General features: G+C 55.7%; 34 protein-coding genes and 1 pseudogene. 19 read left to right on the top strand and 16 right to left on the bottom strand.

Annotated elements, in window-relative coordinates; translation table 11 throughout:
- Positions 1-50 precede the first annotated feature (50 nt).
- On the top strand, positions 51-356 hold the full coding sequence (locus D0851_RS07670) for a hypothetical protein (protein WP_117618103.1): 306 nt from the start codon (positions 51-53) through the stop codon (positions 354-356).
- Between the two features lie 61 nt (positions 357-417).
- Here the strand turns inward: D0851_RS07670 and D0851_RS07665 are convergent, their stop codons facing one another.
- The 3 genes from D0851_RS07665 to D0851_RS07655 form a co-directional block, all read right to left on the bottom strand.
- Positions 418-852 carry a tautomerase family protein gene (locus tag D0851_RS07665; protein ID WP_117618102.1) on the bottom strand — a complete coding sequence of 145 codons (435 nt, stop codon included), beginning with the start codon at positions 850-852 and terminating at the stop codon, positions 418-420.
- Positions 853-925: 73 nt separating this feature from the next.
- Positions 926-1417: an MOSC domain-containing protein gene (locus D0851_RS07660; protein ID WP_162893700.1), complete on the bottom strand. Its 492-nt coding sequence runs from the start codon at positions 1415-1417 to the stop codon at positions 926-928.
- 37 nt (positions 1418-1454) lie between these two features.
- Positions 1455-2207, bottom strand: a complete 753-nt coding sequence (locus D0851_RS07655; RefSeq protein ID WP_117618101.1) for an SDR family NAD(P)-dependent oxidoreductase — start codon at positions 2205-2207, stop codon at positions 1455-1457.
- A 215-nt stretch (positions 2208-2422) separates the two neighbouring features.
- Between D0851_RS07655 and D0851_RS07650 the strand changes: the two genes are divergently transcribed.
- Both D0851_RS07650 and D0851_RS07645 read left to right on the top strand, forming a co-directional pair.
- Positions 2423-3145 (top strand): c-type cytochrome, encoded by a 723-nt coding sequence (locus D0851_RS07650; protein ID WP_319922344.1) that lies wholly within the window; start codon positions 2423-2425, stop codon positions 3143-3145.
- 19 nt (positions 3146-3164) lie between these two features.
- Entirely contained in the window at positions 3165-4157 is a 993-nt protein-coding gene (locus D0851_RS07645) for a c-type cytochrome (RefSeq protein ID WP_117618099.1), read from the top strand.
- A 47-nt stretch (positions 4158-4204) separates the two neighbouring features.
- Here the strand turns inward: D0851_RS07645 and D0851_RS07640 are convergent, their stop codons facing one another.
- On the bottom strand, positions 4205-5107 hold the full coding sequence (locus tag D0851_RS07640; protein ID WP_117618098.1) for a formate/nitrite transporter family protein: 903 nt from the start codon (positions 5105-5107) through the stop codon (positions 4205-4207).
- A gap of 529 nt (positions 5108-5636) precedes the next feature.
- Here D0851_RS07640 and D0851_RS07630 point away from each other — a divergent pair.
- The 3 genes from D0851_RS07630 to D0851_RS07620 all read left to right on the top strand — a co-directional run bounded on the left by D0851_RS07630 (position 5637) and on the right by D0851_RS07620 (position 7706).
- Positions 5637-5990: a type II toxin-antitoxin system RelE/ParE family toxin gene (locus D0851_RS07630; RefSeq protein ID WP_117618097.1), complete on the top strand. Its 354-nt coding sequence runs from the start codon at positions 5637-5639 to the stop codon at positions 5988-5990.
- A gap of 14 nt (positions 5991-6004) precedes the next feature.
- Positions 6005-6316, top strand: a complete 312-nt coding sequence (locus D0851_RS07625) for a helix-turn-helix domain-containing protein (RefSeq protein WP_117618096.1) — start codon at positions 6005-6007, stop codon at positions 6314-6316.
- A gap of 94 nt (positions 6317-6410) precedes the next feature.
- Positions 6411-7706, top strand: coding sequence for a mechanosensitive ion channel family protein (locus tag D0851_RS07620; RefSeq protein ID WP_205422288.1), 1296 nt, complete (start codon positions 6411-6413; stop codon positions 7704-7706).
- Positions 7707-7833: 127 nt separating this feature from the next.
- Here the strand turns inward: D0851_RS07620 and D0851_RS07615 are convergent, their stop codons facing one another.
- The 3 genes from D0851_RS07615 to D0851_RS07605 form a co-directional block, all read right to left on the bottom strand.
- A complete protein-coding gene (locus D0851_RS07615; RefSeq protein WP_117620322.1) occupies positions 7834-8268 on the bottom strand; it encodes a DUF3010 family protein in 435 nt (144 codons plus the stop codon).
- A 29-nt stretch (positions 8269-8297) separates the two neighbouring features.
- Positions 8298-8642, bottom strand: a complete 345-nt coding sequence (locus D0851_RS07610) for a PBPRA1643 family SWIM/SEC-C metal-binding motif protein (protein ID WP_117618094.1) — start codon at positions 8640-8642, stop codon at positions 8298-8300.
- Positions 8643-8843: 201 nt separating this feature from the next.
- Positions 8844-9404, bottom strand: coding sequence for a hypothetical protein (locus D0851_RS07605; protein ID WP_117618093.1), 561 nt, complete (start codon positions 9402-9404; stop codon positions 8844-8846).
- A gap of 444 nt (positions 9405-9848) precedes the next feature.
- On the opposite strand from D0851_RS07605, the gene D0851_RS07595 reads away from it, so the two are divergent.
- From D0851_RS07595 to D0851_RS07585, 3 genes are read left to right on the top strand one after another with little or no spacing between them, the layout of a single operon-like run.
- A complete protein-coding gene (locus D0851_RS07595) occupies positions 9849-10160 on the top strand; it encodes a type II toxin-antitoxin system HigB family toxin (protein ID WP_117620321.1) in 312 nt (103 codons plus the stop codon).
- Between the two features lie 5 nt (positions 10161-10165).
- The gene (locus tag D0851_RS07590) at positions 10166-10582 is read left to right on the top strand and encodes a helix-turn-helix domain-containing protein (protein ID WP_117618092.1); all 417 of its coding nucleotides are present in this window, start codon (positions 10166-10168) and stop codon (positions 10580-10582) included.
- A 1-nt stretch (position 10583) separates the two neighbouring features.
- On the top strand, positions 10584-12386 hold the full coding sequence (locus tag D0851_RS07585; RefSeq protein WP_117618091.1) for a DEAD/DEAH box helicase: 1803 nt from the start codon (positions 10584-10586) through the stop codon (positions 12384-12386).
- 209 nt (positions 12387-12595) lie between these two features.
- Here the strand turns inward: D0851_RS07585 and D0851_RS07580 are convergent, their stop codons facing one another.
- Together D0851_RS07580 and ald are read right to left on the bottom strand one after the other, a co-directional pair.
- Entirely contained in the window at positions 12596-13981 is a 1386-nt protein-coding gene (locus D0851_RS07580) for an alanine/glycine:cation symporter family protein (protein ID WP_117618090.1), read from the bottom strand.
- 98 nt (positions 13982-14079) lie between these two features.
- Positions 14080-15204: an alanine dehydrogenase gene (gene ald / locus D0851_RS07575; RefSeq protein WP_117618089.1), complete on the bottom strand. Its 1125-nt coding sequence runs from the start codon at positions 15202-15204 to the stop codon at positions 14080-14082.
- A gap of 194 nt (positions 15205-15398) precedes the next feature.
- Here ald and D0851_RS07570 point away from each other — a divergent pair, with 194 nt between their 5' ends.
- The 6 genes from D0851_RS07570 to D0851_RS07550 all read left to right on the top strand — a co-directional run bounded on the left by D0851_RS07570 (position 15399) and on the right by D0851_RS07550 (position 17958).
- Complete coding sequence (locus D0851_RS07570) at positions 15399-15887, top strand: Lrp/AsnC ligand binding domain-containing protein (RefSeq protein ID WP_117618088.1); 489 nt, start codon at positions 15399-15401, stop codon at positions 15885-15887.
- A 20-nt stretch (positions 15888-15907) separates the two neighbouring features.
- The gene (locus D0851_RS20175) at positions 15908-16282 is read left to right on the top strand and encodes a hypothetical protein (protein WP_162893698.1); all 375 of its coding nucleotides are present in this window, start codon (positions 15908-15910) and stop codon (positions 16280-16282) included.
- Positions 16272-16895, top strand: a complete 624-nt coding sequence (locus tag D0851_RS07565) for a DUF2931 family protein (RefSeq protein ID WP_162893697.1) — start codon at positions 16272-16274, stop codon at positions 16893-16895. Before D0851_RS20175 ends, D0851_RS07565 begins: the two co-directional genes overlap by 11 nt.
- A gap of 189 nt (positions 16896-17084) precedes the next feature.
- Positions 17085-17339 (top strand): type II toxin-antitoxin system ParD family antitoxin, encoded by a 255-nt coding sequence (locus tag D0851_RS07560; RefSeq protein WP_117618086.1) that lies wholly within the window; start codon positions 17085-17087, stop codon positions 17337-17339.
- Positions 17339-17635: a type II toxin-antitoxin system RelE/ParE family toxin gene (locus D0851_RS07555; protein ID WP_117618085.1), complete on the top strand. Its 297-nt coding sequence runs from the start codon at positions 17339-17341 to the stop codon at positions 17633-17635. Before D0851_RS07560 ends, D0851_RS07555 begins: the two co-directional genes overlap by 1 nt.
- A gap of 119 nt (positions 17636-17754) precedes the next feature.
- Positions 17755-17958 carry a cold shock domain-containing protein gene (locus D0851_RS07550; protein ID WP_227539482.1) on the top strand — a complete coding sequence of 68 codons (204 nt, stop codon included), beginning with the start codon at positions 17755-17757 and terminating at the stop codon, positions 17956-17958.
- Here the strand turns inward: D0851_RS07550 and D0851_RS07545 are convergent, their stop codons facing one another.
- The 3 genes from D0851_RS07545 to D0851_RS07535 all read right to left on the bottom strand — a co-directional run bounded on the left by D0851_RS07545 (position 17959) and on the right by D0851_RS07535 (position 19665).
- Positions 17959-18951, bottom strand: coding sequence for an MBL fold metallo-hydrolase (locus D0851_RS07545; RefSeq protein ID WP_117618084.1), 993 nt, complete (start codon positions 18949-18951; stop codon positions 17959-17961).
- Positions 18952-19222: 271 nt separating this feature from the next.
- A complete protein-coding gene (locus D0851_RS20800) occupies positions 19223-19354 on the bottom strand; it encodes a hypothetical protein (RefSeq protein ID WP_264756471.1) in 132 nt (43 codons plus the stop codon).
- 26 nt (positions 19355-19380) lie between these two features.
- On the bottom strand, positions 19381-19665 hold the full coding sequence (locus D0851_RS07535; protein ID WP_117618083.1) for a DUF3175 domain-containing protein: 285 nt from the start codon (positions 19663-19665) through the stop codon (positions 19381-19383).
- Between the two features lie 120 nt (positions 19666-19785).
- Here D0851_RS07535 and D0851_RS07530 point away from each other — a divergent pair, with 120 nt between their 5' ends.
- Positions 19786-20682: a LamG-like jellyroll fold domain-containing protein gene (locus tag D0851_RS07530; protein WP_117618082.1), complete on the top strand. Its 897-nt coding sequence runs from the start codon at positions 19786-19788 to the stop codon at positions 20680-20682.
- A 418-nt stretch (positions 20683-21100) separates the two neighbouring features.
- Here D0851_RS07530 and D0851_RS20520 read toward each other — a convergent pair whose 3' ends face one another.
- Positions 21101-21313 carry a DUF6635 family protein gene (locus D0851_RS20520; RefSeq protein WP_227539481.1) on the bottom strand — a complete coding sequence of 71 codons (213 nt, stop codon included), beginning with the start codon at positions 21311-21313 and terminating at the stop codon, positions 21101-21103.
- Positions 21314-22005: 692 nt separating this feature from the next.
- Between D0851_RS20520 and D0851_RS07510 the strand changes: the two genes are divergently transcribed.
- Entirely contained in the window at positions 22006-22449 is a 444-nt protein-coding gene (locus D0851_RS07510; protein WP_117618080.1) for a cupin domain-containing protein, read from the top strand.
- 62 nt (positions 22450-22511) lie between these two features.
- Here D0851_RS07510 and D0851_RS07505 read toward each other — a convergent pair whose 3' ends face one another.
- From D0851_RS07505 to D0851_RS07490, 3 genes and pseudogenes are all read right to left on the bottom strand, one after another.
- Positions 22512-22802 carry a helix-turn-helix domain-containing protein gene (locus D0851_RS07505; RefSeq protein WP_117618079.1) on the bottom strand — a complete coding sequence of 97 codons (291 nt, stop codon included), beginning with the start codon at positions 22800-22802 and terminating at the stop codon, positions 22512-22514.
- Positions 22799-22984: pseudogene (locus D0851_RS07500) on the bottom strand (type II toxin-antitoxin system RelE/ParE family toxin); the annotation flags it as partial. The gene D0851_RS07505 and the pseudogene D0851_RS07500, both read right to left, overlap by 4 nt.
- Before the next feature lie 368 nt (positions 22985-23352).
- Entirely contained in the window at positions 23353-23850 is a 498-nt protein-coding gene (locus tag D0851_RS07490; RefSeq protein ID WP_117618077.1) for a DUF2780 domain-containing protein, read from the bottom strand.
- A gap of 104 nt (positions 23851-23954) precedes the next feature.
- Between D0851_RS07490 and dctP the strand changes: the two genes are divergently transcribed.
- Together dctP and D0851_RS07480 are read left to right on the top strand one after the other, a co-directional pair.
- Entirely contained in the window at positions 23955-25073 is a 1119-nt protein-coding gene (dctP, locus tag D0851_RS20795) for a TRAP transporter substrate-binding protein DctP (RefSeq protein ID WP_264756470.1), read from the top strand.
- Positions 25063-26367, top strand: coding sequence for a TRAP transporter large permease (locus D0851_RS07480; RefSeq protein ID WP_117618076.1), 1305 nt, complete (start codon positions 25063-25065; stop codon positions 26365-26367). Before dctP ends, D0851_RS07480 begins: the two co-directional genes overlap by 11 nt.
- Positions 26368-26411 lie beyond the last annotated feature (44 nt).

Raw genomic sequence — 26411 nt, 5'->3', positions numbered from 1 at the left:
CTGGGTGCGGATGTGCACTCAGATAACAACCGCAGCGACAGGCCCTCACTATGAATGTGGATAAAGCAAAAAAGCGTATCGCAAAGCAAGTCAAGAAGGGCTTTCACGGCTATCCGTTGGTTTCGCTAGAGTACTTTGGTAAAGCGCACTTTGGTAAAACGCCCGATTCAGCCAGCGAGGTTGTGATTTCATATACCGAGGAAGAGGGTGCGGATCCCCAGAAGCAAACGTTTGTAAGCGGCGGTGATGCCAGGGAAGACGAAACCATTCAATCCACTCTCCTCAAAATCATTGAGCGGGCGGATGCCAAAACAGTAACCGAGGTAGACGGCATTTCCACCCTCAGTGAAAGCTGAAGCTTAAAAAGAACGGGGGCAAGAAGCGGGCGCCAATGCTGGCGGGAAAACCGGGACAGATCTATCCTTTGGGCAACCTGGCGCGCTTTTCTGGCGTCATTTCCCGTTCCCACTCAGCTTCATCTCCCGGCGCAGGCAAAAACCGGCCAAACTCGATCATCTGAGTGGCTGGAATGTCCTGCAGATAGATCCAGACGTCCTCAGCGGTTACGCCTGCAATCCGGACTATCTCTTCAAGCATCTGGCTCATCAGGGCTTGCTTGACCTCCGTAGCGCGGCCTTGCCTTACCAGGCCGTGCACATACACTTGGGGCGCCGTGTTTACCTTGCCACCGACAAAGTGCTCGCCCTCATTGGTGGAAGAAAACAAAACCTGGGCAAAAAAGCGGGGCGCACCAGTTTGCGCGTGATGTGCGGTTGTTATCGCTTCCGCTATCTCGGATTTCTGCGTCTGTGAGAGGGGCAGATTGGCAACCGTAACGGTATAGGTGGGCATGGCGACATCCTGGGGAGAGTGACCTGTTCGGACTTGTTTTGGCGCGGATTGGGAATCCGGTGGTCTTGTTTCACTATAGCAATGCCTGCACATTGTCACCACGAGCCAGCTCACCCCCTTCAACCACCCGCGTAGTAATGCCTCCATGCCCACGCATGGCGTTGTACCCACCCGGCCCGAGGGCGGTCTCCATCTTGCTGCAGGGGTGGCACAGGCCCGTGTATTCCAGCACCACACCACCGATCCGGAACCTTTTGCCTTTCAGAGCCAGCAGGTTCAGGCCAGAGACGACGATGTTGCGCCGGAAAACCTCGGGGTCAATGGCTTCCCGCTGCAGGCAGGCGGCAATGGCATGTAGGTGTTCTTTTTGGATCAGGGTCACCTGCCGTTTGCTGGTGTCGCGGCCCTTGAATCGATCTCCGTCCAGTCCTTTGCCCGGGGTGACAGTCGCCCTCTCGAGCACCTGCATGGGCTCACCGCGTGCAGGGCGGATGCCAATCCACTCAACGCGGCCGCATTGAGGAAGTGTGTCGAGCAGGGTTTGAAGCGGGGTCGATTCGGGCATGGGCGTTATAAAACTCCTTGGGCGATGAGTTGGAGGCTCAGGACAAAACCTGGCCGCCGTCCACCACCAGTGTCTGGCCGGTCATCCAGCGGGCCATATCGGAGGCCAGGAATAACGCTACGTCGGCGACTTCCTCCGGCGTGCCCAGGCGCCCGAAGGGAATCCCTCCACGAATACGCTGGTAGAGCTCTGGATTGTTCTGCCGGGCCTGGTCCCAGACGCCGCCCGGAAACTCGATCGAGCCCGGGGCAATGCCATTAACCCGCACTTTATGCGGGGCCATGGCTACCGCGAGGCTGCCGGTATAGTGAGCGACGGCGGCTTTTATGGCTGCGTAAGGGGCGGTGCGTGTCGAGGCGTGCAGGGCGGCGATGGAGGCAATGTTGATGATCGTGCCCCCGGTTTCCTTGAGCGCTGGCAGGCAGGTATGGCCGGCGCGAACCGTGCCCATCAGATCCACCTCAATGCTGCTCAGCCAGCCTTCTTCGTTGTCCTCTCGCCCGAACGCAGAGGCGCAATTGACGAGCACGTCCAGGCCACCCAGCTCGTCCATGGCGCTCTGCAGATAGGTCTCCAGCGCGGTCTTGTCGCCGATGTCGCAGGGGGCCACATGCAGCGCCGCCAGCCCCTCGCCTGCCACCTCTTCCGCCAGCCCGTCCAGGGACGCCTGCCCGCGTGCGCAGACAGAGACGCTTGCGCCGGCTCGGGCAAATCCCAGCACGATGGCCCGGCCAATACCTTTGCTGCCGCCAGCGACGATGACGCGCCGGCCGTGGAAATCAAACGTCATTGAAGGCTCCTGTTTTCCCGCAAGGTATCGTCTCGCCGCTTGGGACCTCGAACTCTTTTGTCTAGGTTCCCTCTTTGAATTTCGCTTTGCAATTGCCGCTAAGCTGAACGGATACCCAGCTCTGAAAAAATAGATCTGTTCCGGATTACGCTGGATGGACTAGTGGTATCAGAAAGTGACGCGAGGGACTATGATTTTAATGTGTGTCCAGCTAGATGGCTTTAGGCTGGGAGACAGGGTTATATTTTTGGCCAGGAGGCATCTCGATGCACGGTCGCGGCGGCTTTACGTGTGGACTGTTTGGTTTCTCACTTCTGATACTGTTGATGCCCACCATAGGTGCGGCTAACGAAGCAGGGAAAAAACTGGCGCAACAGGGCGGTGAAGGGGTGCAAGCCTGTTCTTCCTGTCACGGCGCGCAGGGTGGTGGGAATGCAGCCGCCGGATGGCCGCGCTTGGCGGGGTTGAATGCCGATTATATGGCCCAGCAACTCACAGCAATGGCTAACGGCACTCGGAGTAACCCGATTATGGCCCCCATCGCCTCTGCGCTTTCAGAACAGCAGCGTGGGGATGTCGCGGAATACTTCGCCAGCCTGAAACCTCCGACCATGGCACCCGGTGGGGAAGTGGATCAGAAAACCCTGCATCGGGGGGAGACGCTCGCTCAGCGTGGAGACTGGCAACAGGGTATTCCCGCTTGTACCTCCTGCCACGGCCTCCAGGGTCAAGGCGTGGGTGTCGCTTTCCCATCGATTGCGGGGCAACCGGCAACGTACCTCCAAAACCAGATCAAGGCCTGGCAGTCCGGCAGCCGCCACAACGACCCCAATGGTTTGATGGCATCGGTTGCAAAACGCCTCAGCGACGAAGATAGCCAGGCGGTGACCGCCTGGTTCGCCTCGTTGCCCGCCCAGCCTTCCAATAACGTTCAATAATCCGACCTGAGAGGCCGCCATGACAGCAAAGGACATCAAACACCCCCTTCGTGGCATCCGGAGTCCGCTGTTGCCAGCGGTCCTGGCGCTCTTTGCACTTTCAGTGAATGCCCAGGTTGATGAGACGCTCACTAAGCAGGTGGAACTTGAACCGGCTCCAGAAGCCGGTGCGGAGGGGTACCATCAGCCCCCAAGCCTCGACGATATTCCCGAGGGGCCGTTCGGTGACAGCGTGCGCAGCGGTTGGGAGGCATTCGTGAATACGCGCCAGCACCCGGAAGCCAAGCGCTTTGTGGGCAACAAGCAGAATTGCGGCAATTGTCATCTGGCCGGCGGTCTCGCCGCTAACTCCGCTCCCATGTGGGGTGCGTGGGGTATTTATCCCAAATACCGGGGCAAGAATGACCACGTCAATACCATGGATGAACGCATTCGCGGTTGCTTCACCTACTCGATGAATGCGAACAGTTCGGAGGCCGGTGGACCGCCCGAGCCCGATAGCCAGGTGCTCAAGGATCTGCAGGCGTTCTTTTTCTGGTCGGCCGAGGGGGCACCAATTGGCAAGAATCTGCCTGGGCGCGGTTACGCGGCTGTTCCCGAACCCCAGAACGGAAGCAGCGTGAGCCGTGGTGAGGAGGTGTACCAGAATCAATGCAGCATTTGCCATGGCAGTGACGGCAGTGGAAAATTCGCGGACGATGGCCGTCAGATTTTCCCGCCACTATGGGGTGCCGGAGCCTACAACTGGGGGGCTGGAATGCACCGGGTCAACACAGCGGCTGCCTTCATCAAATACAACATGCCTCTTGGAAAAGCCAGTCCTGTGGAGAAGGAAGCCGTTCTCACGGACCAGCAAGCCTGGGATGTGGCTGCCTTCATCAACAGTCACGAACGGCCTCAGGATCCCCGGTGGGAAGGCAGCAAGGCTAGCACGGACGAGAAATGGCACACGCACCAATGCCTCTACAACGAGACCGTTAGAGGACATACGTTGGGCGACGGCGCGGGTTAGCGACACCTATTAACCAGCCAGTGTGGATACCAGTGCTCGGCGCTGCATCACATTTCTTCATGAACCTGGGCGTAGGCCAGCATCGCGAACAGACCTGTACCACCGATAATGTTGCCGATGAGTACCGGGGAAATATGATAGATCAGGGCGTTGAAGACGCTCATTTCCCCACTGAGCACTAGCGTGAAAATCTCGTTTGACCCGGCAATCACATGGGTAAAGTCACCCGCCGCAATCAGCCAGGTAAACATGACGATAACCAGCACTTCGGATCTCTTCGCCGAAGGCAGCATCCACACAATAGCCGCTATGAAAAAGCCGGATGGAATACCCCGCAAAAGTGTCTCGGCCGGAGTCAGTGTTGCCAGGTGGCGCGACATCTCCACCATCGCGGCCAGGGTATCGACGGGAAGGATGCCCCCGTGGACGCCGATGGCGGCGGTAATAAACGTGCCACACAGATTGGCCACAAGCACAATTCCCCAAAGGCGGGCGGTACAATAGAACCGGTTGCGCGTCGGCTGGGCCAGAACCGGCAGCACGACGGTGATGGTGTTCTCGGTGAACAGTTGAAGCCGGCACAGGATCACGAGGACAAATCCGAACGAGTAGCCCAGGCTTTCAATCAACGTCAGGTAGGGGTGATCTGAGCCCAGATTGGAGCGGATAATCCCCTCGACGAGGACCGAGGTCGAAATCCCGAGACCTGCTGCCACGCCGGACCACCAGAGCGAGCTTTTCGGGCGTTCAAGCTCCTTTTCGCCCTCGCGCAGAATGATAGAGTAGACAGTCAGCGACGATAGATTGCTATGTTCGGCTACGGTCTCACGCTCTTTCGGAGTCAGCGACTTTTCGCTCGGCGTCGGTGTCCGTTCGCGGGATTCACGATCCTGGGCCTTGACGCGAGACTCCTGCTCGTCCGCAGCCTCCTTGGCTTCCCTGTCACTCATTCAACTGTTCCTTTGCTATCCAGAAACGCAAGTGTTGCTGCAAGATTGAGCCCGCCGAAAAGTTGTCTTTGGTATCTATGATAGCTTAGATGCTTTAATCGAACACCGCGCAGGTCGGAGTACGGGTAAATCTCTCATAGGACAGAAACCGGGACAGATTTATTTTCCGGCTTCTGTGCCTCGAGGCTAATTTGAGCCCCTATTAACCGGCTCTGTAGTTCGGTTAACATCGACCTTCAATGCACAGAATGGATTCTGTGATTCAAAAGCAAGGAGACGCTGATGCCAAGACAGGCCAGGGTGATTGTGCCCGGTTTTCCCCACCATATTGTTCAACGCGGTCATAACCGCCAACCAGTGTTCGTCGAACACCGTGATTTTGAGTACTACCTGGCGAACCTCCAGAACGGAAAATAGATCTGTCCCGGTTTTCCGCTGTCCCGGTTTTCCCGGTTGTGCCGAATGATGCTGTGCACTGGCATCTATGTACTTATTTAGGTACACTGGTTTGCGCCAAGGAAGGGGTTGTATGACAAGGAAAACGGTTAACGTCGTATTTTACAGAAGTGACAGTGGTCGAGAGCCGGTCAAAGAATGGTTGCTGAAGCTTGATAAAGAGGATCGTTCAGTGATCGGGACCGACCTGAAGACGGTGGAATATGGATGGCCACTGGGCATGCCCCTGGTAAGGGGCTTCTCTGGCAAAGCCAATTCAGACTTGTGGGAAGTCCGCAGTGATCTCTCGAACGGTCGGATTGCACGAGTCATATTCACGATGTTTCGCGGCGATATGGTGTTGCTGAACGGCTTTATCAAAAAGACTCAGAAAACACCGGATCAAGAGTTGGCGAAGGCGAGAGATCGAAAGAAGAATCTTGTCTGAATGGGAGCAATAAAATGACACAGCATAAGCACGTTGGCAGCTCTCTCGATGATCTGCTCGAATCCGATGGTACGCTTGAGCAGGTAGAAGCTGAGGCGCTGAAGCGGGTAATTGTCTGGCAGATTCAGCAGGCTATGGGGCACGCCGGCGTAAACAAGTCTCAGCTTGCCCAGAAAATGCATACCAGCCGGACTGTGGTTAACCGCCTTCTAGATGAGAAGGATACCGGTGTAACCATCACAACGCTTGTCAAAGCGGGGCGCGCTTTGGGTATGACCTGGACTTTGCAGGCTGGTGAGGATAACGGATCTGATCGCGCGGCTTGAACGAGGCTGGGAGCTTGGAAACCCGGGACAGATCTATTTTTTGGCTCCTATACTGTAAACAGACTGAATGCTGCCAAGTGCGGCCAGTTACTGAATGCTCGTTACTCGGGAGTTGTCGATGGTGGAATACTGGCAGGATTTGCTGGTGGCCATGCAGGAAATAAGTTTGCTGGATGTCATCCCGCAGGCCGCGGTTCTGGTGTTTGCGGGGGTGGCTGCGTTCTATTTGCATCATCTCATTGCCCGGCATACCGCTGCCGATTCCCAGGGCGTGCGACACTTTACGCAACGCACCATCCAGCGCCTTGCCTTTCCAATCTCGATGCTGGTGGTGGTTATGCTGGGTCGCGGGTCACTCGCCGCGCTGAATCAGGCCCATTGGGCGCTGGATCTGGCTGTTCCGCTGCTGATCTCGTTTGCCCTGATTCGCATCCTGGTTTACATGTTGCGCAAGGGGATGCGAAGCGGCCCCTTGGTCAAGGCTTCGGAAAATGTCATCAGTACCCTCATTTGGCTGGTGGTGGGCCTGCATCTCGTGGGCTTGCTGCCCGGATTGCTTGAGGCCATGGATAGCCTGGCCTTCACCGTGGGCGACCTGCGCATATCCCTGTTGGCGGTCATCAAGCTACTCCTGCTGATGGGCCTTGTGTTAGTGGTTGCCATATGGCTCTCGGGCATTATCGATCGGCGACTGTCCCAGTTGCCGTATCTGAGCCCCGGTGCGGCCGTGGGTTTCTCCAAAGTCAGCAAGCTGGTGCTGATCACCGTTGCTGGACTGTCCGTTCTTAATCTGGTCGGTATTGATCTCACGGCGCTCGCGGTGTTCGGCGGTGCCCTGGGTGTTGGCCTTGGCTTCGGCCTGCAGCGTATTGCCAGCAATTTCATCAGCGGTTTTATTCTTGTGTTCGACCGCTCGATTCGCCCCGGTGATGTGGTCAGCGTCGGTGAGAAGTTCGGCTGGGTGGTCGCACTGCATGCCCGCTATGTGGTGGTGCGCAATCGCGACGGCGTGGAGACGCTCATTCCCAACGAAAACCTTATTACCACCGAGGTGATTAACTGGTCTTATTCGGACCCCAACGTACGCCTGAAGATCCCGGTTTCGGTGAGCTACAGTGATGACGTGGAGCGTGCCATGGCCATCATGCTGGAGATTGCACGGGAGCACCCCCGCGTGATTTCGGAGCCGGAGCCGGTGTGCCGGTTAACACAGTTCGGCGACAACGGTATTCATCTGGAAGCCCGGGTCTGGGTTGCAGACCCGCAAGCAGGTTTCGGTAGCGTAAGCTCTGACATCAATCTGGAGATCTGGCGCCGATTCAAGCAAGAAGGCATCACCATCCCGTTCCCGCAACAAGACCTGTACATCAAGGAAGTGCCACCGAAATAATCATGGGAAACCCGTGGCAGATTTATTTTCCCGGAATGGTAATGCCGCAGTTGCCAAGGCAGGGTGAGGAGCCGGATGATGTGCGGGAGGCGCATAATCTCTAATTGCCGGTACACACCTTTCAGGTTCAACGACCGTGCAGCTGTCCTACATAGGCGGTGGTAAAGGCCGCTTCCTGAAAGGCCTTCAACCCCGTATCGGCAAAAGCAATTGGCAGCGGGTTGACTGCCAGGGTGGATTTGATCAGTGCCGGGGGCAGCAGGGTCACGGTAAACTCAGTACCGGTGGTCAGTTGAATGGCCGCTTCCATTTTAAAGCTGATGGCACCACCGGCAAATTTGCCTTTTGGCATCCGCTCTTTGATCGCGACACGGGTGACCCCGTACTCGGCCATTAACTCCGCGAAGGCCGCCTGGAACCGCTTCAGATCTTCACGGCTATGGTTTTTCGGCAGTGACAGTTTGCGCACCTTGCACTCCGGCAGGTTGAACTGCCCCCTGTCCATATTCAGCAAACACACCACCGCATCGCTGCCAGTCAGCTCAACCCCGCAAACAATCATAGCCATTGCCCTCTATACCCCGGTTGTCGTCAGCCACAGCACTTCTTGAATTTGATGCCACTACCGCAGTTACAGAAGTCGTTGCGGGAGGGCGATTTTACCGTGGTGACCGTCTCTCCTTTATTCAGGATAGCGGTGAGCTCAGTGATGGATTCAGCGGCGCCCTCGCGGGTATCAACCGAAATATTCGCGTGCAGCTTCGCCTTCGCCACCTGTGCCTCAACCTCCTGTTTGCGCGCCTCACTGGTAACCACCAGCGTGAGCGGATACTTCCTGCTGCCACTCTTCTGGCTGGCGTTGGTCTGAAAGCCGCCGTAAGCGGTGTGGTGCTGGCGTGCGTCCTGCCGGCCCTTGAAGAAAAATTTATCTGACATGCTGATATCCTGATGAGGAAAGTACCCAGCCTACTGCTGTGAGGAATCTTTTAGCATGCTTGCGGAAACGGTGATATAGGCAGATATAATTTCCTGAGTCGGACCGGGGAACAGGAAAACGGAGAACAGGGTCAGGTCTTCTATTGTGCCTTGGCTACGGCTGGCTAATGGGTGTCTTGGTTTCCGCGGTTTCCGGCGGCTCTACATATCCCCTAACATCCGTCGGAAGCCATCAGAATCGAGAAAGTCAGATTCCAACTTGATCAGGTTACCATTGTTGGACTGAAAGAAGACAAACGAGGAACCCTGATCAGGCAGGAAGAAGTAGTAAGCTCTATCTGCGGCTTTCCAGATGCCCGCATCCGTACCTTGAACAAATACGCTCTTGAAAGACTCTACGCTAGCCTGATCACAACTGTGGGCTTCTTTTTCCGATAGCGTTGCCTCGAAAAAATCAGACCATCCGCAGCCTCCCGTTTCGAGTGTGTTTTCGGTACCGAAACTGATGTATCGCTTGCCGACGGTATCGGAATACTTGATCAACAGAATGTCGTGGTTTGCACCAATTGACCCAACGACGACGGGTGATCCGGGTACCTGGAACTTCATGCCAGAATAGGCTGCTGAGCAGCTTTGTGCTTCTTCCAGTGCCTCGTAGGCGATGATAGCCATACCTTGGTTTACAGATTCAGGTGAGGTTGCTCCTTCGCCCCAGAAATAATTGATGACTACGGATATGTGTTCGCGTTGATCAGATTCCATTGTTTCGTTCCTTGTAAACATGGCCCTTCCTGGGCGAGGAATCCGAAGATACAACGATGGTTGGGTGCCGACAAGGATGATAATGAAACACGAAAACCAGGAAGTGCTATCCGTTAGCTCAGAGAATTCGCTCAATTGGCCACCAATGACAAGTACATTCAATTACTACAGCCCCAATTTCCACCGCTGGACTCACGATGCTCGAGATCTGGTGGAGAAGGCCAGGCGCAAATGGTTGGCACCGGTTATGAAAAAGGCCTGCTGATTGACGCTGATACCAGGGCAGACCAGGGTGATGGTGCCCGTTTCTCCCCACCATATTGAAGAATGGATCTGTCCCGCTTTTACGCTCCGGCTTGGAAGCAGGATAGAAACCGTCTGACCCACAGTTTCTATTTCGGAAACTTTTTGCTATGGTTTCAAAAAAAGAAACAGGGAAAGTTCGTGCACATTATTTCAAGAAAGCCGTTCAGTGATGCGGCTAGGCAGTTTCCCAATGACCGGGAGGCTCTGGTAAATACCTACACCACGTTGCGTTATGGACGGTTTGAAACACCTGATCAGCTGCGCCAGGTGTTCCCGTCCCTGGACAATTTCAAATACCGGGACAAATGGTGGGTTATCGACATTGGCGGCAACAATTTACGGCTGATCGCCTTCATTGAGTTTCGTGATAATCGCATGTATGTGAAACACATTTGCAGCCACGCCGATTACGACCGGCTGACTGACAAATACCGTCGCAATAGGGAGTGAGGCTTATGTTATCGCCTGCTTTTGTTGAGATCAGAGAAGCGCTGGCCCGGGTGCCTTATGTGGCCCACATTGAGACCCAGGATGACTATGAGCGAGCGTTGGAGCTGATGGACCAACTGGTGGACGACTACGACGCCAATAAACTGTTAATTGAGATTCTGGCTGTCAGTATTGAGCGCTGGGAGGACCAGGCTGCAGAGTTTTCCGACTTCAATGCCGCTGTTGCAGAAACGGACAGGGGGATTGCTGTACTGAAAACCCTGATGGCTCAACACGGTCTTGGGGTTGCTGATCTGCCGGAGTTGGGCTCAAAGGGCAATGTGAGCAAGATTCTCAATGGTGCTGAAGGTAAAAAACTGACCCGCAAACACATGGAAGCCCTCGGCAAGCGGTTTGGGGTGTCTCCGGTACTGTTTTTCTAGGATGATTCAGTGTTTTGGCCCGCCATTCAAACTCCGGCCCTACCAGCAGGAAGCGGTCGACGCCACGCTGAATCATTTCCGTCAATCGGATGAATCTGCCGTTATCGTGCTGCCAACCGGCGCAGGCAAAAGCCTGGTCATTGCCGAGCTGGCCCGTCTTGCCCGGCGCAGGATTCTGGTGCTGACCCACGTAAAAGAGCTGGTGGAGCAGAATCACGCCAAATACCAGAGCTATGGGTTAACGGGCGGCGTCTTCTCCGCCGGGCTGCAGCGTAAGGAAATCCGGCATCAGGTGACCTTCGCCAGTGTGCAGTCGGTATCGGCGAATCTGGATCAGTTCCGGGGTGAATACTCGCTGGTCATCATCGATGAGTGCCACCGGGTCAGCGGTGAGGATACCAGTCAGTATCAACGGATCATCGAGCTGCTGCGGCAACAGAATGACGCCCTGAAAGTGCTTGGGCTCACCGCCACACCCTATCGATTGGCCATGGGCTGGATCTATCGCTATCACTACCGGGGCTTTGTTCGCGGTTCCAGTGAAGAACAGGATAAGCCCTTTCAGCATTGCATTTATGAGCTGCCGTTGAGCTACATGATCAATCGGGGGTATCTCACGAAGCCTGAGTTGGTGAACGCGGCGGTGGCGCAATACGATTTCTCCGCGCTGGCTCAGGACCGCTTTGGCGAAGTCGCCGAGAAGGACGTTAACCAGCTGCTGAGCAAACATCAGCGTGTGACCCGTGCCATCATTGAGCAGGTGATGGAGCTGGCCGTTGAGCGCAAGGGGGTGATGATCTTTGCGGCAACGGTGGATCATGCGCGGGAGATCACCGGCTATCTGCCGGAACACCAAACCGCCCTGGTGACCGGCGCGACCGATCTGAATGAACGGGCGTTGCTGATTCAGCGCTTCAAACAGCGGCAGTTGAAGTATCTGGTGAATGTGTCCGTGCTCACCACGGGCTTTGACGCGCCCCACGTGGACTTTATCGCCATTCTTCGGCCCACCCAGTCGGTCAGCCTGTATCAGCAGATCGTGGGCCGCGGACTTCGTCTGGACGAGGGCAAACAGGATTGTCTGGTGATCGATTACGCGGGCAACCATGTGAATCTGCATCATCCGGAGGTGGGGGAGCCGAAACCGAACCCCGACAGTGAACCGGTGCAGGTGTTCTGCCCAGGCTGTGGTTTTGCCAATATCTTCTGGGGCAAGACAGACAGCGAAGGCCGTGTTATCGAGCACTACGGGCGCCGTTGTCAGGGCCTGCTGGAGCCTGCGGAAGGGGATGAAGATGCCGGGCAGAACGGGCGCCCTGAACAGTGCGATTACCGTTTTCGTTTCAAGGAGTGCCCCCACTGCGGTGGCGAGAATGATATTGCGGCCCGTAACTGCGGGCAGTGTCAAAAAGCCATTATCGACCCGGATGATCAGCTGAGAGATGCCCTGAAACTCAAGGATGCCATGGTGATCCGTTGCGCCGGGATCACGTTAAGCGCTCTTAATAGCAAAACCGGGAGCAAACTGAGGATCACCTATCACGGTGAAGATGGGGAAGAACTCAGCGAGTTTTTTGATTTCGGCAAGCCGGCGCAGCGTACCGTCTTTAACACGCTGTTTGGGCGTCGTTTCGCGAATAGCCAGGCTCCGAAAACGTTCAGCAGGACGGATGAGGTGCTTGAGATGCAGGCCTTGTTGACTGCGCCGGATTTTGTCATTGCCCGCAAGCAGAAACGCTATTGGCAGGTGCAGGAACGGATTTTTGATTATCAGGGGCAGTATCGTAAGGCGAATGAAGGGTAAGCATGCAAATCGGAGTCATCGCAGACACCCACAGCAAAATGCGTCCTGAAGCCTGTGTGGCCGGTGAAATCATCGAACTTCCGGTTTGATCAATTCGGCCCGCCGCTTCAGTACAGTTCTAATCCCGGTTTTTTGGCGACCTGGATAGAAGCCCGAAGGTTCTATCCAGGTCGTCGGTAACGGTGTCCGCTTGACGGACTCCGACACGGCTACTGAAATGCCGAGGACTCTGCGGGCAGACCGAGGGTTTGACGATCAAAGTATTCTCGGGTCAGTTTAAAGACAACGGGGCTCAGTGCCGCAATGGCGATCAGGTTCGGTAATGCCATGAGCGCATTCAGCGTATCCGCCACCAGCCATACGAAGTCAAGATTGAGTACGGCTCCCAAAGGTACCGCCAGTATCCATAGAATGCGAAATGGCCTGATCGCCTTGACGCCAAACAGGAACTCGACACAGCGTTCACCATAGAATGACCAGCCGAGGATGGTACTAAAGGCAAAGATAGCCAGGGAAATTGCCACCACGTAGTTACCAACGCCGGGTAACGCAGTGGCGAACGCCGATGACGTCAGAGCTGCGCCGGACTCACCCGACGTCCACACGCCCGAGCTGACAATGACCAGGCCGGTGATGGAGCACACAATGAGGGTGTCCAAAAAGGTTCCCAACATGGCGATCAAACCTTGGCGAACCGGGTCTTTGGTCTGTGCGGCAGCGTGTGCGATGGGCGCAGACCCCAATCCTGCCTCATTGGAGAACACGCCTCGAGCCACGCCGAAGCGGATAGCCGCCCATACCGCAGCACCGGCAAAGCCACCCTGGGCCGCGTGTCCGGTAAACGCGCTGTCGAAAATCAGTGCGATGGAAGCGCCAAGCTGATCGGCGTTGATGGCCAGCACCACCAGTCCCGCAACTATGTAGGCCACTGCCATGAACGGCACCAGAGTGCCGGCAACTGAGCCAATTCGCCGGATGCCACCAATCAGCACGGCGCCGACCAGCACCATGGCCACCACGCCCGTGGCCAGAGCGGGCACGGCGAAGTTGGCTTCAATCACCTGGGCAATCGAATTGGACTGTACGGTGTTACCGATGCCAAAACCGGCCACGGCACCAAAAATGGCGAAGGCGGTACCCAGCCAGCGCCAGCGTTTGCCCATGCCGTTCTTTATGTAGTACATCGGGCCACCGACATGGTTGCCCTGTTCGTCCACTTCACGGAACCTGACGGCCAGCACGGCTTCCGAGTATTTGGTGGCCATGCCCACCAGGGCAGTTATCCACATCCAGAACAGCGCCCCGGGGCCTCCCAGGAAGACGGCGGTCGCAACGCCGGCGATATTGCCGGTACCGACGGTGGCCGCCATGGCTGTCATCAGGGCTTGATAGGGAGAAACCTCGCCGTCGCTTTCTTCACCCTTTCTGGTGTGAACACCGCCAGCCAGCAGTTTAAAGCCGGTGCCGATTTTGAGTATGGGCATCAATTTCAGCCCCAGACTCATAAAAAAGCCGACGCCCAGAATAAGGATGAGCATGGGCCAGCCCCACACGACTCCGTTGATCGCTTCGAAGGCAGAACTCAGCGTTTCCATCTTATATACACCTCTCTTGTCTTGTTGTTGTTAACTGGAAGTTTTTGTTGCTGTTTCAGAATATTGCTGGCGGATCGCCGTAAACAACGACCGCAGGATCAGGCCATAAGCTCCAGGCCCTGCTCCGGGGTGATGGCGTCGATACCTTGGGCGACACCGACGGATGGACAGGTCAGTGTTCCGTTAACCACGTTCAGGCCCTGGCGCAGATGGCTGTTGTCTGCCAGCGCCTGGCGCGGACCTTTGTCGGCTATCTGCAGGACGTAGGGCAGGGTGGCGTTGTTCAGGGCGTAAGTGGAGGTTCGCGCGACCGCACCAGGCATGTTGGCAACACAGTAGTGGACCACCCCATCAACGAGATAAGTGGGTTCCGCGTGCGTGGTAGGCCTGGAGGTTTCGAAGCAGCCGCCCTGGTCGATGGCAACGTCCACCACCGCCGCTCCCTGTGGCATTCTTGAGATCAGGTCACGGGTTACCAGTTTTGGTGCCGCCGCGCCGGGGATCAGTACCCCGCCAATCACCAGATCGGCTTGCAGCACCGATTGCTCAACGGTCTTGGCGCAGGAAAACAGTGTCTGGACCTTGTTGCCGAACAGCGCATCGAAACGCCGCAACACGGCCATGGACTTATCGAGTACCAGTACGCGGGCGCCCATGCCCACCGCCATTTGCGTGGCCGCAAACCCGACGACACCGCCACCGATGATGACGACCGTCGCTGCTTCGACACCAGGTACACCGCCGAGCAGCACCCCGCGGCCAGCCTGGGACTTTTCCAGACACCGGGCGCCCGCCTGGATGCTCATGCGCCCGGCGACTTCCGACATGGGGGCCAATAGTGGCAGCCCGCCGTTGGCATCGGTGACCGTCTCATAAGCGATGCAGGTAGCGCCGCCTTCAAGCAGTTCCTTGGTTTGCGCGACATCCGGAGCCAGGTGCAGGTAGGTAAACAGCGTGTGGTGGGGGCGCAACAATGCCCGTTCGCTGCTCTGGGGTTCTTTTACTTTGACGATCAGTTCCGCCTGCTCGAATACCTCTTCCGCCGATGCCGCAAGGCGGGCGCCTGCCGCCAGGTACTGCTCATCGGTAAAACCGACACCCGCGCCGGCGTCGGCCTGCACCACAACCTGATGGCCATGGGCCACCAGTTCGTGTACCGCCTCTGGCCCCAGGCCAACGCGGAATTCGTTGTTTTTAATCTCCGTTGGTACGCCAACAATCATACTCACTCTCCTGTTCAGGCAACGTTTGTCCATGACCTTCCGTCGTCAGTCACGGTGAAGTTGAAAATTGTATAAGGACGTGACAGGATAAAGTGCTGAATAAATAATTTATAAAAATATAATCATCTGCAATTTTTATAAATTAAGTATAAATAACTGCTTTCTGGAAATTTACAGGTAGGGGTCGGCTGTTTATGAAAAGACTGGACCGTATTGATTTGGCTATTCTGGAAGAACTGCAGAGTAATGCCCGGGTCACCAACCATGAACTGTCCAACCGGGTCAATCTGAGCCCCACCCCTTGCCTGGAAAGGGTCCGAAAGCTTGAGCGGGATGGCTACATTAAGCATTACCGAGCGATTCTCCATGCCCGCAAGTTGGGCGTGGGGCTCGCCGTTTTTGTGGAAATCAGCTTGACCCGGACTGGTCCGGATGTGTTTGCCAGGTTTAAAGAAGCCGCCATTAGCGTGCCCCAAGTGCAGGAGTGTCATTTGGTGTCCGGTAACTTCGATTACCTGATTAAGGCCCGGGTCGCCGATGTCGAGCAGTACCGGGCGTTACTCGGTGAAACCATTCTGGCGTTGCCGGGGGTAAAGGACTCCCGCAGCTACATTGTGATGGAAACGGTCAAAGAAGGTCAGGAGCTGGACATGAAGACGCTGGCAGAGCGGGTGGTCAGTTAGGGAGGTCAGATGGCAACCGTGTGAATCTGCATCACCCGGAGGTGTGGGAAAACCGGGACAGATTTATTTTAGCGCGTATTCCGCTCTACCTGATGCATAAGTTGGCGGTGGATGCCGGTGTTCCTTTGGATGTTATTGATCCAAAAGATTCATCGGTCTCCCTGCCTGATGAACTAATAACTGTTGCCAGAAATCTTGCCGCCCACGTCTGGCATGGCAGCAACTTGCTGATGACTCCAGAATCCAGAGCGTTGCTGAAGCAACGATACATTCACCATTCGTATCATTACTTGAAGCTTGGGCCGCTTTATCCCTTTAAACCAGCCAAATATGGCAAACGGGCCGTCCATCCGAACAAAGGGCCGTGGATTGAAGGGGAGTATCATGAGTATTAAAAATCTCGCCGTCAGCGTCTGTGCTCTGGTGCTTCTGGGATGCTCAGATCATAGTGAATCAGAAGGGCCAACGTATGGCCCCGACTCCACCTACCGAAGCATCTCCGTTGTTGTGCCCCAACATTACGATGCGTGGGTCGAGACCTTTATCCTGGAATCTGTGTCGGGGGAAATCGGTTGGCGGGCACCCATTGGCATCGTCTCCTGTTGCTGGAAAGCGCCCTCTGGAGGGAATGCGGAATGGCAGGCAATGCCGGGATTAGTCCTCATCAAGTGGTTTTCGTTCGCCGAGCAGCAATCATACCGAGCGTTGATCAAACTGGAGAATGCCCGGGAAATCGAAGAGAAAATGAAGGAAGTCGCCCCACTTGAGCGATATGGCAAGACCTTTGAAATGCCTCGTAACGACCTTACGTTTGGTCTGGCACCGGGCGGCACGGTGGTTGTGTGGATTATGAACGGGGCGGAGAATGCGATCGAGGTAGGGCGATACCAAGCAAAACCCTACGATCACAAAAAGGAAGGAGAGGACTATACTCGCCGTACGGAAAGTTACCTCGAAAGGGAGGGAGATTTTCTTCAGCAAAATGGAATACGGTACGACGGTTGGTAAATCGGTGCGTTTGACCTATGAAACAGGCACCACAGTATCAAAGCCATGCACCGGATGCCAAACCCTCCGCTTCGCTCTGGTTTTGTCACCGGTGATGGCGGGCGTTGGGCGACAAGAAGTGGAGCATTGATTCGACGCAAGGGAATGGTATGATATTGTCATACTTCTGTTGTGTTAGGAACACTAGCTATGAGCATGCACCGGAAAACCATCACGCTGACTGAACAACAAGACGACTGGGTGAAAGGTCAAATTGAAAGCGGTCACTTTGGCAATGATAGTGAGTATATCCGCGATCTCATCCGAAGGGATCAGCAGGCCAAAGAACGTCTTGCCATGCTGAGGCAGGCCCTCGCTGAGGGTGAGTCAAGCGGGAAACCCAAGCCGCTTGATATATCCGCCATCAAGGCGGCTGGCCGTAAGCGAATGAAGGCGGCTAATTAGTGCTCAAGCTGAACATCACACCGAAGGCGGAATCAGACCTCATCAGAATTTGGATATATACCTGCGAAGAATGGGATGTTGATCAGGCGGATAAATACCTGGATCAGTTGGAGACAGGAATGAAACAGCTGATCAATCATCCGTCACTTGGCACGAACTATGCTCATGTTCTCCCTGGGTATCGTAGATTGCAGGTCGAGCATCACGCTGTTTTTTATCAAGTGCTTGAGCCGGACGTGCTCGTTGTTCGTGTGTTGCACGAGGACATGGATGCACCCGAAAGGCTTCTGGATTAGTGGTGGCTATTCTTTCGTCATTGCCCGCAATCAAAAGCACTATTGGCAGGGGAAAACCGGCACAGTAGATCAGCCTTAAGTCCGACAGGCTGCTATAAGGCTCTAAAGGCGATAGTGAATTGAATCAGAAAGGGTTACTCACTGCATGGAATGACGCCACGGGGTTTGGTTTCATTACTCCGGAGGGCGGTGGTGAACGGGTCTTTGCTCATATCAGCAGTTATGCAGGCCGGGGCCGGCCGGTTTCTAATCGCAAGGTGGCTTACAGCATCACGAGGGATGGTCAGGGCCGGCTGAGGGCAGGGCGGTTCCAGTACCGTTAATCACTGCGGCGACCAAACTTCCCCGTGCTGCATTACCCGAAATTCCGACTCACTCATGCCTTGCCTCTCCAACGCCAGCCGCAGTCGCCGGGGTGGCTCGTCCATGGGTTCGTCGGTCAGCACGAAGGTGCCCCAATGCATGGCTACAGACTGACGGGCGCCAATATCCTGGTGAATCTTGACTGCCTCTTCCGGTGCCACGTGCACCGGGGCCATGAACCAGCGCGGGTCGTAGGCGCCGATGGGTAGCAGAGCCAGATCAATGGGCGCAAGCAGTTCGCCAATGTTGTGAAACACCCGACCATAACCGGTATCACCGCCGAAATAGAACCGAAAGCCGTCCAGTTCGAGGAGCCAGCTACACCAGAGCGAGGTGTTGGTATCGGTGGCGGTTCGTCCGCTGAAGTGCTGGGCTGGCAGGCAGAACACTTCGTTTTTGCCGGCCAGGGGCGTCGATTGCCACCAGTCCAGTTCCACCAGATTGTGGATGCCGCGCTTCTCGAACCAGCGTCGAAGTCCCATTGGAATACAGAAGCACAGGTCAGCTCCGAAACGTCGGTGCAACTGGCGCACCGTTGCTTCGTCGAGATGGTCGTAGTGATTGTGGGAAATCAGTACCAGGTGGATCGGCGGCATTTCCGCCACCGTCAGAGCGGGTGGCGTGAACCGTTTCGGCCCGACCAATCGGAAAGGGCTGGCACGGTCCGACAACACTGGGTCTGTCAGTACGTTCAGGCCCCGGTACTGGAACAGGAAAGATGCATGCCCCAGCCAGGCCAGTTGTGGCTCTGCTGGCGGGTTCATCAGCAAGTGGCCATCCGGACGCAGCAGCGTGTAGCGTTTACCCTGCGGGAAACGTCGGCCGGGGGCCAGCTGCCAGCGCAGGAAATCCCCCAGGCCATGGCGGGGCACGGACTCCAGGTTTCGATACCTGCCCCGGTGAAAGTGGGGTTCCGCGGCAAGGGCGGCGAGGCGTTCACGGTCGATGGTCATGGATTGGGCTCACTAGCGACTGGTCTATTCGGTTATAGCCGTTTTTATCGATTTTTACACCCGGTCAAAGATCTCACATGACGTATCCAGCCCGCTCTCTACAGAAACACCGTTGAACTGATGGCAGGGACCTACGATCCTCGAAACAAACAAGCATTGGGTATTTTGGCACTCCGAGCCCGACGCCCAGACAAGTTCCTGGTAGGCGTTGACGAGGGCGTTCTGATGTTGAAAACCGGGACAGAGTTGTTTTTCGGATACAGGAAGCTCGTTATTTGCAGCGCTGGCTTTCGCGTAGGGCTGCCGCGCTTTCTTCGAGCCGTTGTTGTTCCCGGCCAAGCAGGATGCTGACCTGTTTCAGTTCCCGAATCCTGTTCTCCACGGCCGCTTTTTTTTCTGCCATCAGCGAAAACCAAAACCGGGACAGATTTATTTTTTAGCCCTGCCAAACAGGGCTCTCAACTCATCCTTCGCCCTCTCCAGACGGTCTTGTTGCTCATCGGAGAGTTGCTTCCCCGCACGATTGATATAAAACGTCAGCATGGACATGGCGGACCGGTAGGGGTCCGATTTGCGCCGAGTGCTTTCTTCAGCAGACTTTTTCAGGGACAGGGCGATCTCTCTCGGATCTTCGAGGGAGAATACGCCCTGCTCCAGCGTCAGGGCATCGCTGGATTCGGTCACCTTTTGTGACCAGCGGTCGGATTTCGCCAAATTATGCCTCCAGAAGTTTCTCGAGCTGTCTCAAACCGTATCAAAGAATCGAAGAAAACCCATTCAATTGAAGAAGCGTAAGCGTATCTTGTTGGTCAGCCAAGGTTTTGAGGAGTAACTATGTTCCGCATTCACGTTGAGCGGGTTCTTGCCAAGGACATCGACACGATCTTTGAGGCCCTCTCCGATCACGCCCGCTACGATCGGTTTCCCGGAGTCGACAAGTCTCTGTTGGTTGAGGAGGGCAAAGACGAAAAGAATGGCACTGGCGCCCTGAGGATTATCGGAGCAGGCCGGCTTGAACTGACCGAGCGCATCACGCAGTTCGCGAGGCCAAGCAGGATGGACTATCGCATCGAGAGATCGAGTCCGTTCTCCGTTCAACACACGAAGGGAGAGATTGTTTTGCAGCCTGAGGGGGAGCGAACGAGGGTCACCTGGATTTCCGAGGGGCACGTGCAGGTGCCGTTGCTTGGCCGGGTGATGGATCGATTGGCTGAGCGCAGCTTTTCGAAAGCGTTCAGTTCACTGCTCAAGGGAAAGACAAGCTCTGGTCGAGGGGGAGTTATCGGCTGGGGTAATTATGGTTCAGCCGGTCAGGTCAATGCTTTTCGTACTGGGACTAATGAAACGTTAACGCACTATGGTTGGAGCGGGGAGTACGATATCGACTTCGCTCACGCTCCGTCATTGTTAGATGGCATGTGGCATCACGTAGCGGCGACCTATGATTCAGCAACGTCGACTAAACACATTTTTTATGATGGTTTACTTGTCGGGTCAAAGGTTGTGCCGGATCTCAATGTCTTTGGGTCAGATTTCTCATTAGGGAAGACTTATGGAACGGAATATTTCCAAGGTTTGCTGGACGACGTCCGAGTCTATGATGCGCCATTGAGTGCAGCACAAATCATGGCACTTGCAACTGCAACGGTTTCAGTACCTGAGCCTCCAACATTCCTGCTGTTCGGGTTCAGCTTGGCCGTTATCGCTTTCCGCAGGAGGAGTAAAAGATAGCGAACTAATACTGGTCATTTATCGAAAAGCCGGGACAGATTCATTTTCTGAGTTTCTGCCCGGTTGGGTCTGGTTGAAGCAACAGATAACGATACTTCATTTCGCCGACATTACCTTATTTTCAGCTCTGTTGATCGCGCCAGTCATTTTTATCAAATCTCGTTTTGCCTGGGGCCGGAAATGATTAAGCCTAGCTGTTACAGCTGTCGGAAAAAGTTTGAGCCATCTGCGCTGCGGGTTTCGTACTCAAAAAACTACTGCGAAGGCTGTGGCGTGGGGCTGTTTGGCGGGGATTACTTCGGTTTCCCCAAAAAGCCCGCCCCAACGACTCAGAAGAACCTGGCTGTCCATTTTGCAGTGCTGCTTCTCGGGGTTGCTGGCTTTTGGTTGTGGTTTTGGTTGTAGAAAACTCCGTTAACTAAAGTAAACCCGACTTGATCATGTCGAACATGTCCAGAATCCGCGCCACAAACTGGTCTTTCGGGCGAAAGCTGCTTTGGGTGCTGCGTGTAACGTCCCGCTGCAGGTGATTCAGTAGCTTGTGCAGGCGCCGACGATGCAAGCCGACCGCCGCCTGAACCGGATCGGAAATAACACCGGACAAGGCCGAAAACGCCGCCAATAAGGCCATGACAGCGACCATAACGCTGGCTGTTGTCGCCAGCGAAGGCTCCGGTGGAAACCAGCTTTAGTACCACCTGCCGATGGTTTTCACCAAGGATAAAGTCCTGGGCGGCCAGGGTCTTTGCGAGCATGGATGCGAGCACCACCCCGAGCCCAATGCCGCCAGGTGTAAACTTCTCGGAAAGTTTTGCCTTTCAGGGCCAGTAGGTTCAGGCCAGAGACCACTATATTGCGCCATTGCGCCGGAAAACCTCGGGGCCAATGGCCCCCTTGTGCATACAAGAGGCATAGGCGATCGCTTTGGAGAATGGGTCAGAGTTCAATGAACCGGGGCGAGAACATGAGTGCCACGCCGAAAGCCACCAGGGCCAGGGTATTGGTTACGAGATACGGTAAAGAATCAGCCCCCAAATCAGGTTCGCAGTTGCCATGGAATGTCTGTCTCCGGTGGAAAGCTTCTACCTTAATCCGTTACGGGCCCCGTGCCCAAGAAACTATTCTTTGGTGGTTCAGGCGAGCCGACAACCTGGCGGATTCATTTTCGGTTTTCTGAGTGTGGTTTGCGCTCCCTGTTCTAAACTCCAATTACGACCAGGTGTTCTTGGGTGGGGCCCTTACGCCGTTTCACGACGAAGAAGTTACATACTAGCTCAGCGTGATGCTCTTAAAGGGCATGAAAAGCCGGGCAGGAGCACACTGATGAAAAGGCACTCAACCATCGTTAGACCGGGTGATTATGAGAACGCGCTGAGTGTAGTAGGTACGAATGTTACCGTTCTCGCCGCAAAGCAGATCACGCAGGGGCAGGAGTTTACATTTCAATCTGGGGAGAAAGGCATGGGGCCTCCCCCGCACAGTCATGATTGGGACGAGGCATTTTTTGTGCTCAAGGGAAGCGTCGACTTCAACTGCGAGGGCAGAATGGAGACCTGTATGCCGGGCACGCTGGTTTTCGTGCCGGGCGGAACCGTGCATTCATTCCAGTATGGGCCGGATGGCGGCGAAATGCTGGAAGTGACCGGTGCAGGGAGTAAGGCGACCCAGATGTTCGCAGCGGTGGACAAGGAAATCCCTCCGGGCCCACCGAACATTGAGGTCATCACGAAAGTGCTGAGTAAAAACGGCGTTACGTTGCACTTGTAGTGGAAAGCCGGCAACCTCTTGCTGTGCTTCTTGGATAGATCCCGCCACCCTCTTCTCGGATATCAGGCTAATGCCCGGTCGTCTTCAACCGCTTCCAGCTTTACCCGAAAACCACAGGCTGCGGCATATTTGCTGAGCGTTCCCCAGCTTGGATTGCTACGGCCACGCTCAAGCCTGGAGATGTTGCTTTTGTTCGTTCCGAGTTTCTTCGCGACATCTTCCTGGGTGAGGCCCGCTTTCGTCCTCATGGAAATCAGCTGGTCGATCAGGCTGAATTCTTCCTCGAGGGCATCGTATTCCTGACGAACCTCGGGATCTTTCAGCGCTTTCTGCTTAAACTGTTCGAAACTCATGATTTTTTGACCTCCTTCAATCGCTCTTTCGCGAGTTCCAGGTCTTTCTTCGGTATTTTCTGATCCTTCTTTACAAAGGCATGCAGAATTATAATTCGCTTGCCCTGCATGTAGCAGAAGATTCCTCTCCCGATTCCTTCTTTGGCTTTTGCGCGGATCTCGAAAAGCTCGTCACCCAATGACTTTGTGTGGGATCCATGGGTCCTCCCTTCATCGGGTAAAGCGCAGTGCTTGAAGGGTTAAGGACGTCATGGATCGGCCTCACTGGCGACTCGTCAATTCGGTTAAAGCGGGTTTTCTCGATCTTTACTCCCGCCCAATCAAGAAAAACGGGACAGATTCAGTTTCCGCCTGATGATGTTTCGGGCTCTCCTGTAACGTTCGGTCGGTCTGCCAGATGCCTCATGGAGGCTGCATAGCAACAGTGTCATTTATTTTCGGGAGCCATCACCAGCAGCTCCTGCAACATGCTGTAGCTTAGTCCCCAGATACAGGCATCGTGGTAGCGGCAACAGGGTAGGTTCAGCCCTCGTGTGGCCTTACCACTCGCTTATCCCGCCGGCGCCCAAAGGCTCTGTAATTGCCCCAGTATTGATGAGCCCACTCCCTGATCGCCCAGGAAACTCATCAGGATGGGAACAAACTGTTGGATCATGGCGCTTTCCATGCCCAGTGCGGAGAACGCCGACTGCACACCGTCCATGGACGAGATGTTGGAGAGCAGGCTGTCGCTCAGGCTGCTGCCACCCGCCAAAAGGCTGGATAGCCCCGTAGCTTTTCCGGTGAGCGTCCCCATTGTCTCGGCGCCGAGCTGGTTCTTGGCCAACTGCAGCAGTGCGCCTGTGCCACCCATTGCCTGAGTCTTGGTAACACCAAGCTGACCCTGCAGCTGTCCGACCAGTTGCTGCGCCTCACTCGTGACGTCTGTGGTTGAAGAAATCGCTGCCGAGCCTTTGGAAAGGGTGTCGTTCAGGCTCAAGGCGTCAACGGATGGAGCGAGGAGGTAGATGCTTGAAACCAGGAGGAACTGTTTGAGGATGGCGTTCATTGAGATTCCTTGAGAGAGTTGTTGGGACGTTAGTAACCTAAATATCGGGGCGCAGGATCTGAATAAAAGTGTGGTAAACCGAGACAGCTTTTCTCTTCTTCAACATGAAGATTTACAGCAACTCCCAGCTGGTCTCCGGAGACCAGACCAAGGAGTTCTCCGCCATGCGTTCCGGGCTGATCGATATGGCGGTCGGTTCTACCATTAACTGGTCGCCCCAGGTTCCGGAACTGAATCTGTTTTCCCTGCCGTTCCTGATGCCGGATTATGCCGCCATTGATGCGATTACCCGGGGGGAGACAGGTGAGGCGATCTTTGCCGCGATCAAGAAACGTGGTGTTACCCCGCTGGCCTGGGGTGAGAACGGCTTCCGCGAGCTGTCCAATTCCAAGCTGACCATTGATGAACCGGCCGATCTGGACGGGCTGAAAATTCGAGTTGTGGGTTCGCCGCTGTTTCAGGACACCTTTACCGCCCTGGGCGCCAACCCCACTCAGATGAGCTGGGCCGATGCCAAGCCGGCACTGACCACCGGTGCCGTAGATGGCCAGGAAAACCCGCTGTCGGTCTTCGACGTGGCGCGTATCGATCAGGTTGGCCAGAGCTACCTGACCCGCTGGCACTACATGGCAGACCCGCTGGTGTTTGCCGTCAGCAACCAGGTGTGGGACCAGTTCTCCGAAGAAGATCAGGCCCTGCTGAAGCAGGCCGCGATTGATGCCGGCCAGTGGGAGATCGAGAAATCCCGTGGCGAAGTGGACGCGATCCTGGCCACCATCGCCCTGATCGCGATCTGCGGGATCAGCCTTGGCAACGTCATCGTCCGCTACGCCACGGATGCATCGTTTGCCTTTACCGAGGAGTTTTCGGTTTTCTGCCTGGTCGTACTCACTTTTGCGGGAGCGGCGGTGGCTGCGCGCCACAACCAGCACATCCGCATCGAGCTGATTGAACACTACCTTCCACTCTGGGCGCGCAAGGTGGTTTACGTGCTGCAGTGGCTCGCTGGTGTGACCGTTCTGGGCATCATGACCTGGTATGGCAGTACCTTCGCCCTTCAGGAATACCAGTGGGAATCCCTGTCACCGGGGCTGGGGCTGCCCAACTGGATCTACGTAATCTGGCTGCCGTTGTTGTCAGTGGCCATCATCATCCGGATGACCCAGAACACGATTGATCGCCTGCGCGGCAAGATCGATCCGGAGGTGATTCATGAGTCCTGATCTGTTGATGATCGCCAGCTTCCTGCTGGCTCTGCTGATGGGTGTGCCGGTGGCTATAGCTCTGGGTGTGGGTGGTGTTGTCGGCATTGTGGCAGGGTTGCCTCTGGCCATGCTGGGTACCTTCGGCACCAACACCTACAACAGTGTGGCCAAGTACCCGCTGATTGCGATTCCGCTGTTTATTCTGACCGGCCTGATTTTCGAGCGTGCGGGGGTGGCCGCCAGTCTGGTGCGGTTTGCCCAGGCGATTATTGGTCCCCGGCATGGCGGACTTACCGTTGTCGCGGTGCTGGTGTGCCTCATCATGGGGGGGATGAGTGGTTCCGGTCCTGCCGATGCAGCCGCAGTGGCAATGGTCATGTTACCGAGCATGAAGAAGGCGGGCTATCCGCAGCCGTTCTCCGCTTCGCTGATTGCGGCTTCGTCGTCTACCGCGATTCTGATTCCGCCGTCCATTGCGCTGATTCTCTATTCCATTGTGGTGCCGGGCGTGGATTTGCGGGCACTGTTTGCCGCCGGGTTGTTCCCGGGCATCCTGGCGGGTGTGTCCCTGCTGGCGCCGGCGCTGTATTTTTCCAGGAAGTATCGCTGGGAAGATCCGGAGACGGTAGAGCGTCCGCCGCTCTGGCCCAGCTTCAAGGCGGCTTTGCCGGCGCTGTTTGCGCCGGTGATCATTCTCGGCGGGCTGCGTTCGGGGCTCTTTACGCCCACTGAGGCGGCGGTTGTGGCCGTCACCTATGGCGTACTGGTCGGCTGCCTGTTGTACCGAAATCTGGGCATCCGGGACCTGTGGAACCTGATGACCGAGGCGGCCGTTACCTCCGGTGTGGTCATGTTCATCATTGCGTTGGCCGGCATCTTTGCCTGGGCCGGCGCCACCCTGGGCACCTTCCAGCATCTGGCTGATGCGCTGCTTTCTCTCTCGGAAAACGGATGGGTGCTGCTGGGGCTGGTGATGGTACTGGTACTGATCGCCGGTATGCTGCTGGATGCAATTTCCATCTACCTGATCCTGATCCCGATTGTGCTGCCACTGATGAATCATTTCGGCTGGAACCCGATCTGGTTTGGCATTCTGCTGGCGATGAATACTGCCATCGGGCAGTTCACGCCACCGGTTGCCGTCAACCTGATGGTTACCACCCGTATCGCCAACATTCGCCTGGAACATACCATAGGCTGGGCGCTGGTTTTTATCGCGGCCATGGCTGCCAGCCTGCTGGTGGTGATGCTGATGCCGGGCATCGCGCTGTGGTTGCCGGAGAAGCTTGGTTATGTGGTGGGGCCTTGGTAGTGGCATTGTGGAAAACCGGGACACTGGATGTCTGCCTCGATCAT

The organism is Marinobacter sp. Arc7-DN-1 (assembly GCF_003441595.1).
GTDB classification, from domain to species: domain Bacteria; phylum Pseudomonadota; class Gammaproteobacteria; order Pseudomonadales; family Oleiphilaceae; genus Marinobacter; species Marinobacter metalliresistant.
This window is presented reverse-complemented; position numbering and strand designations above follow the sequence as displayed.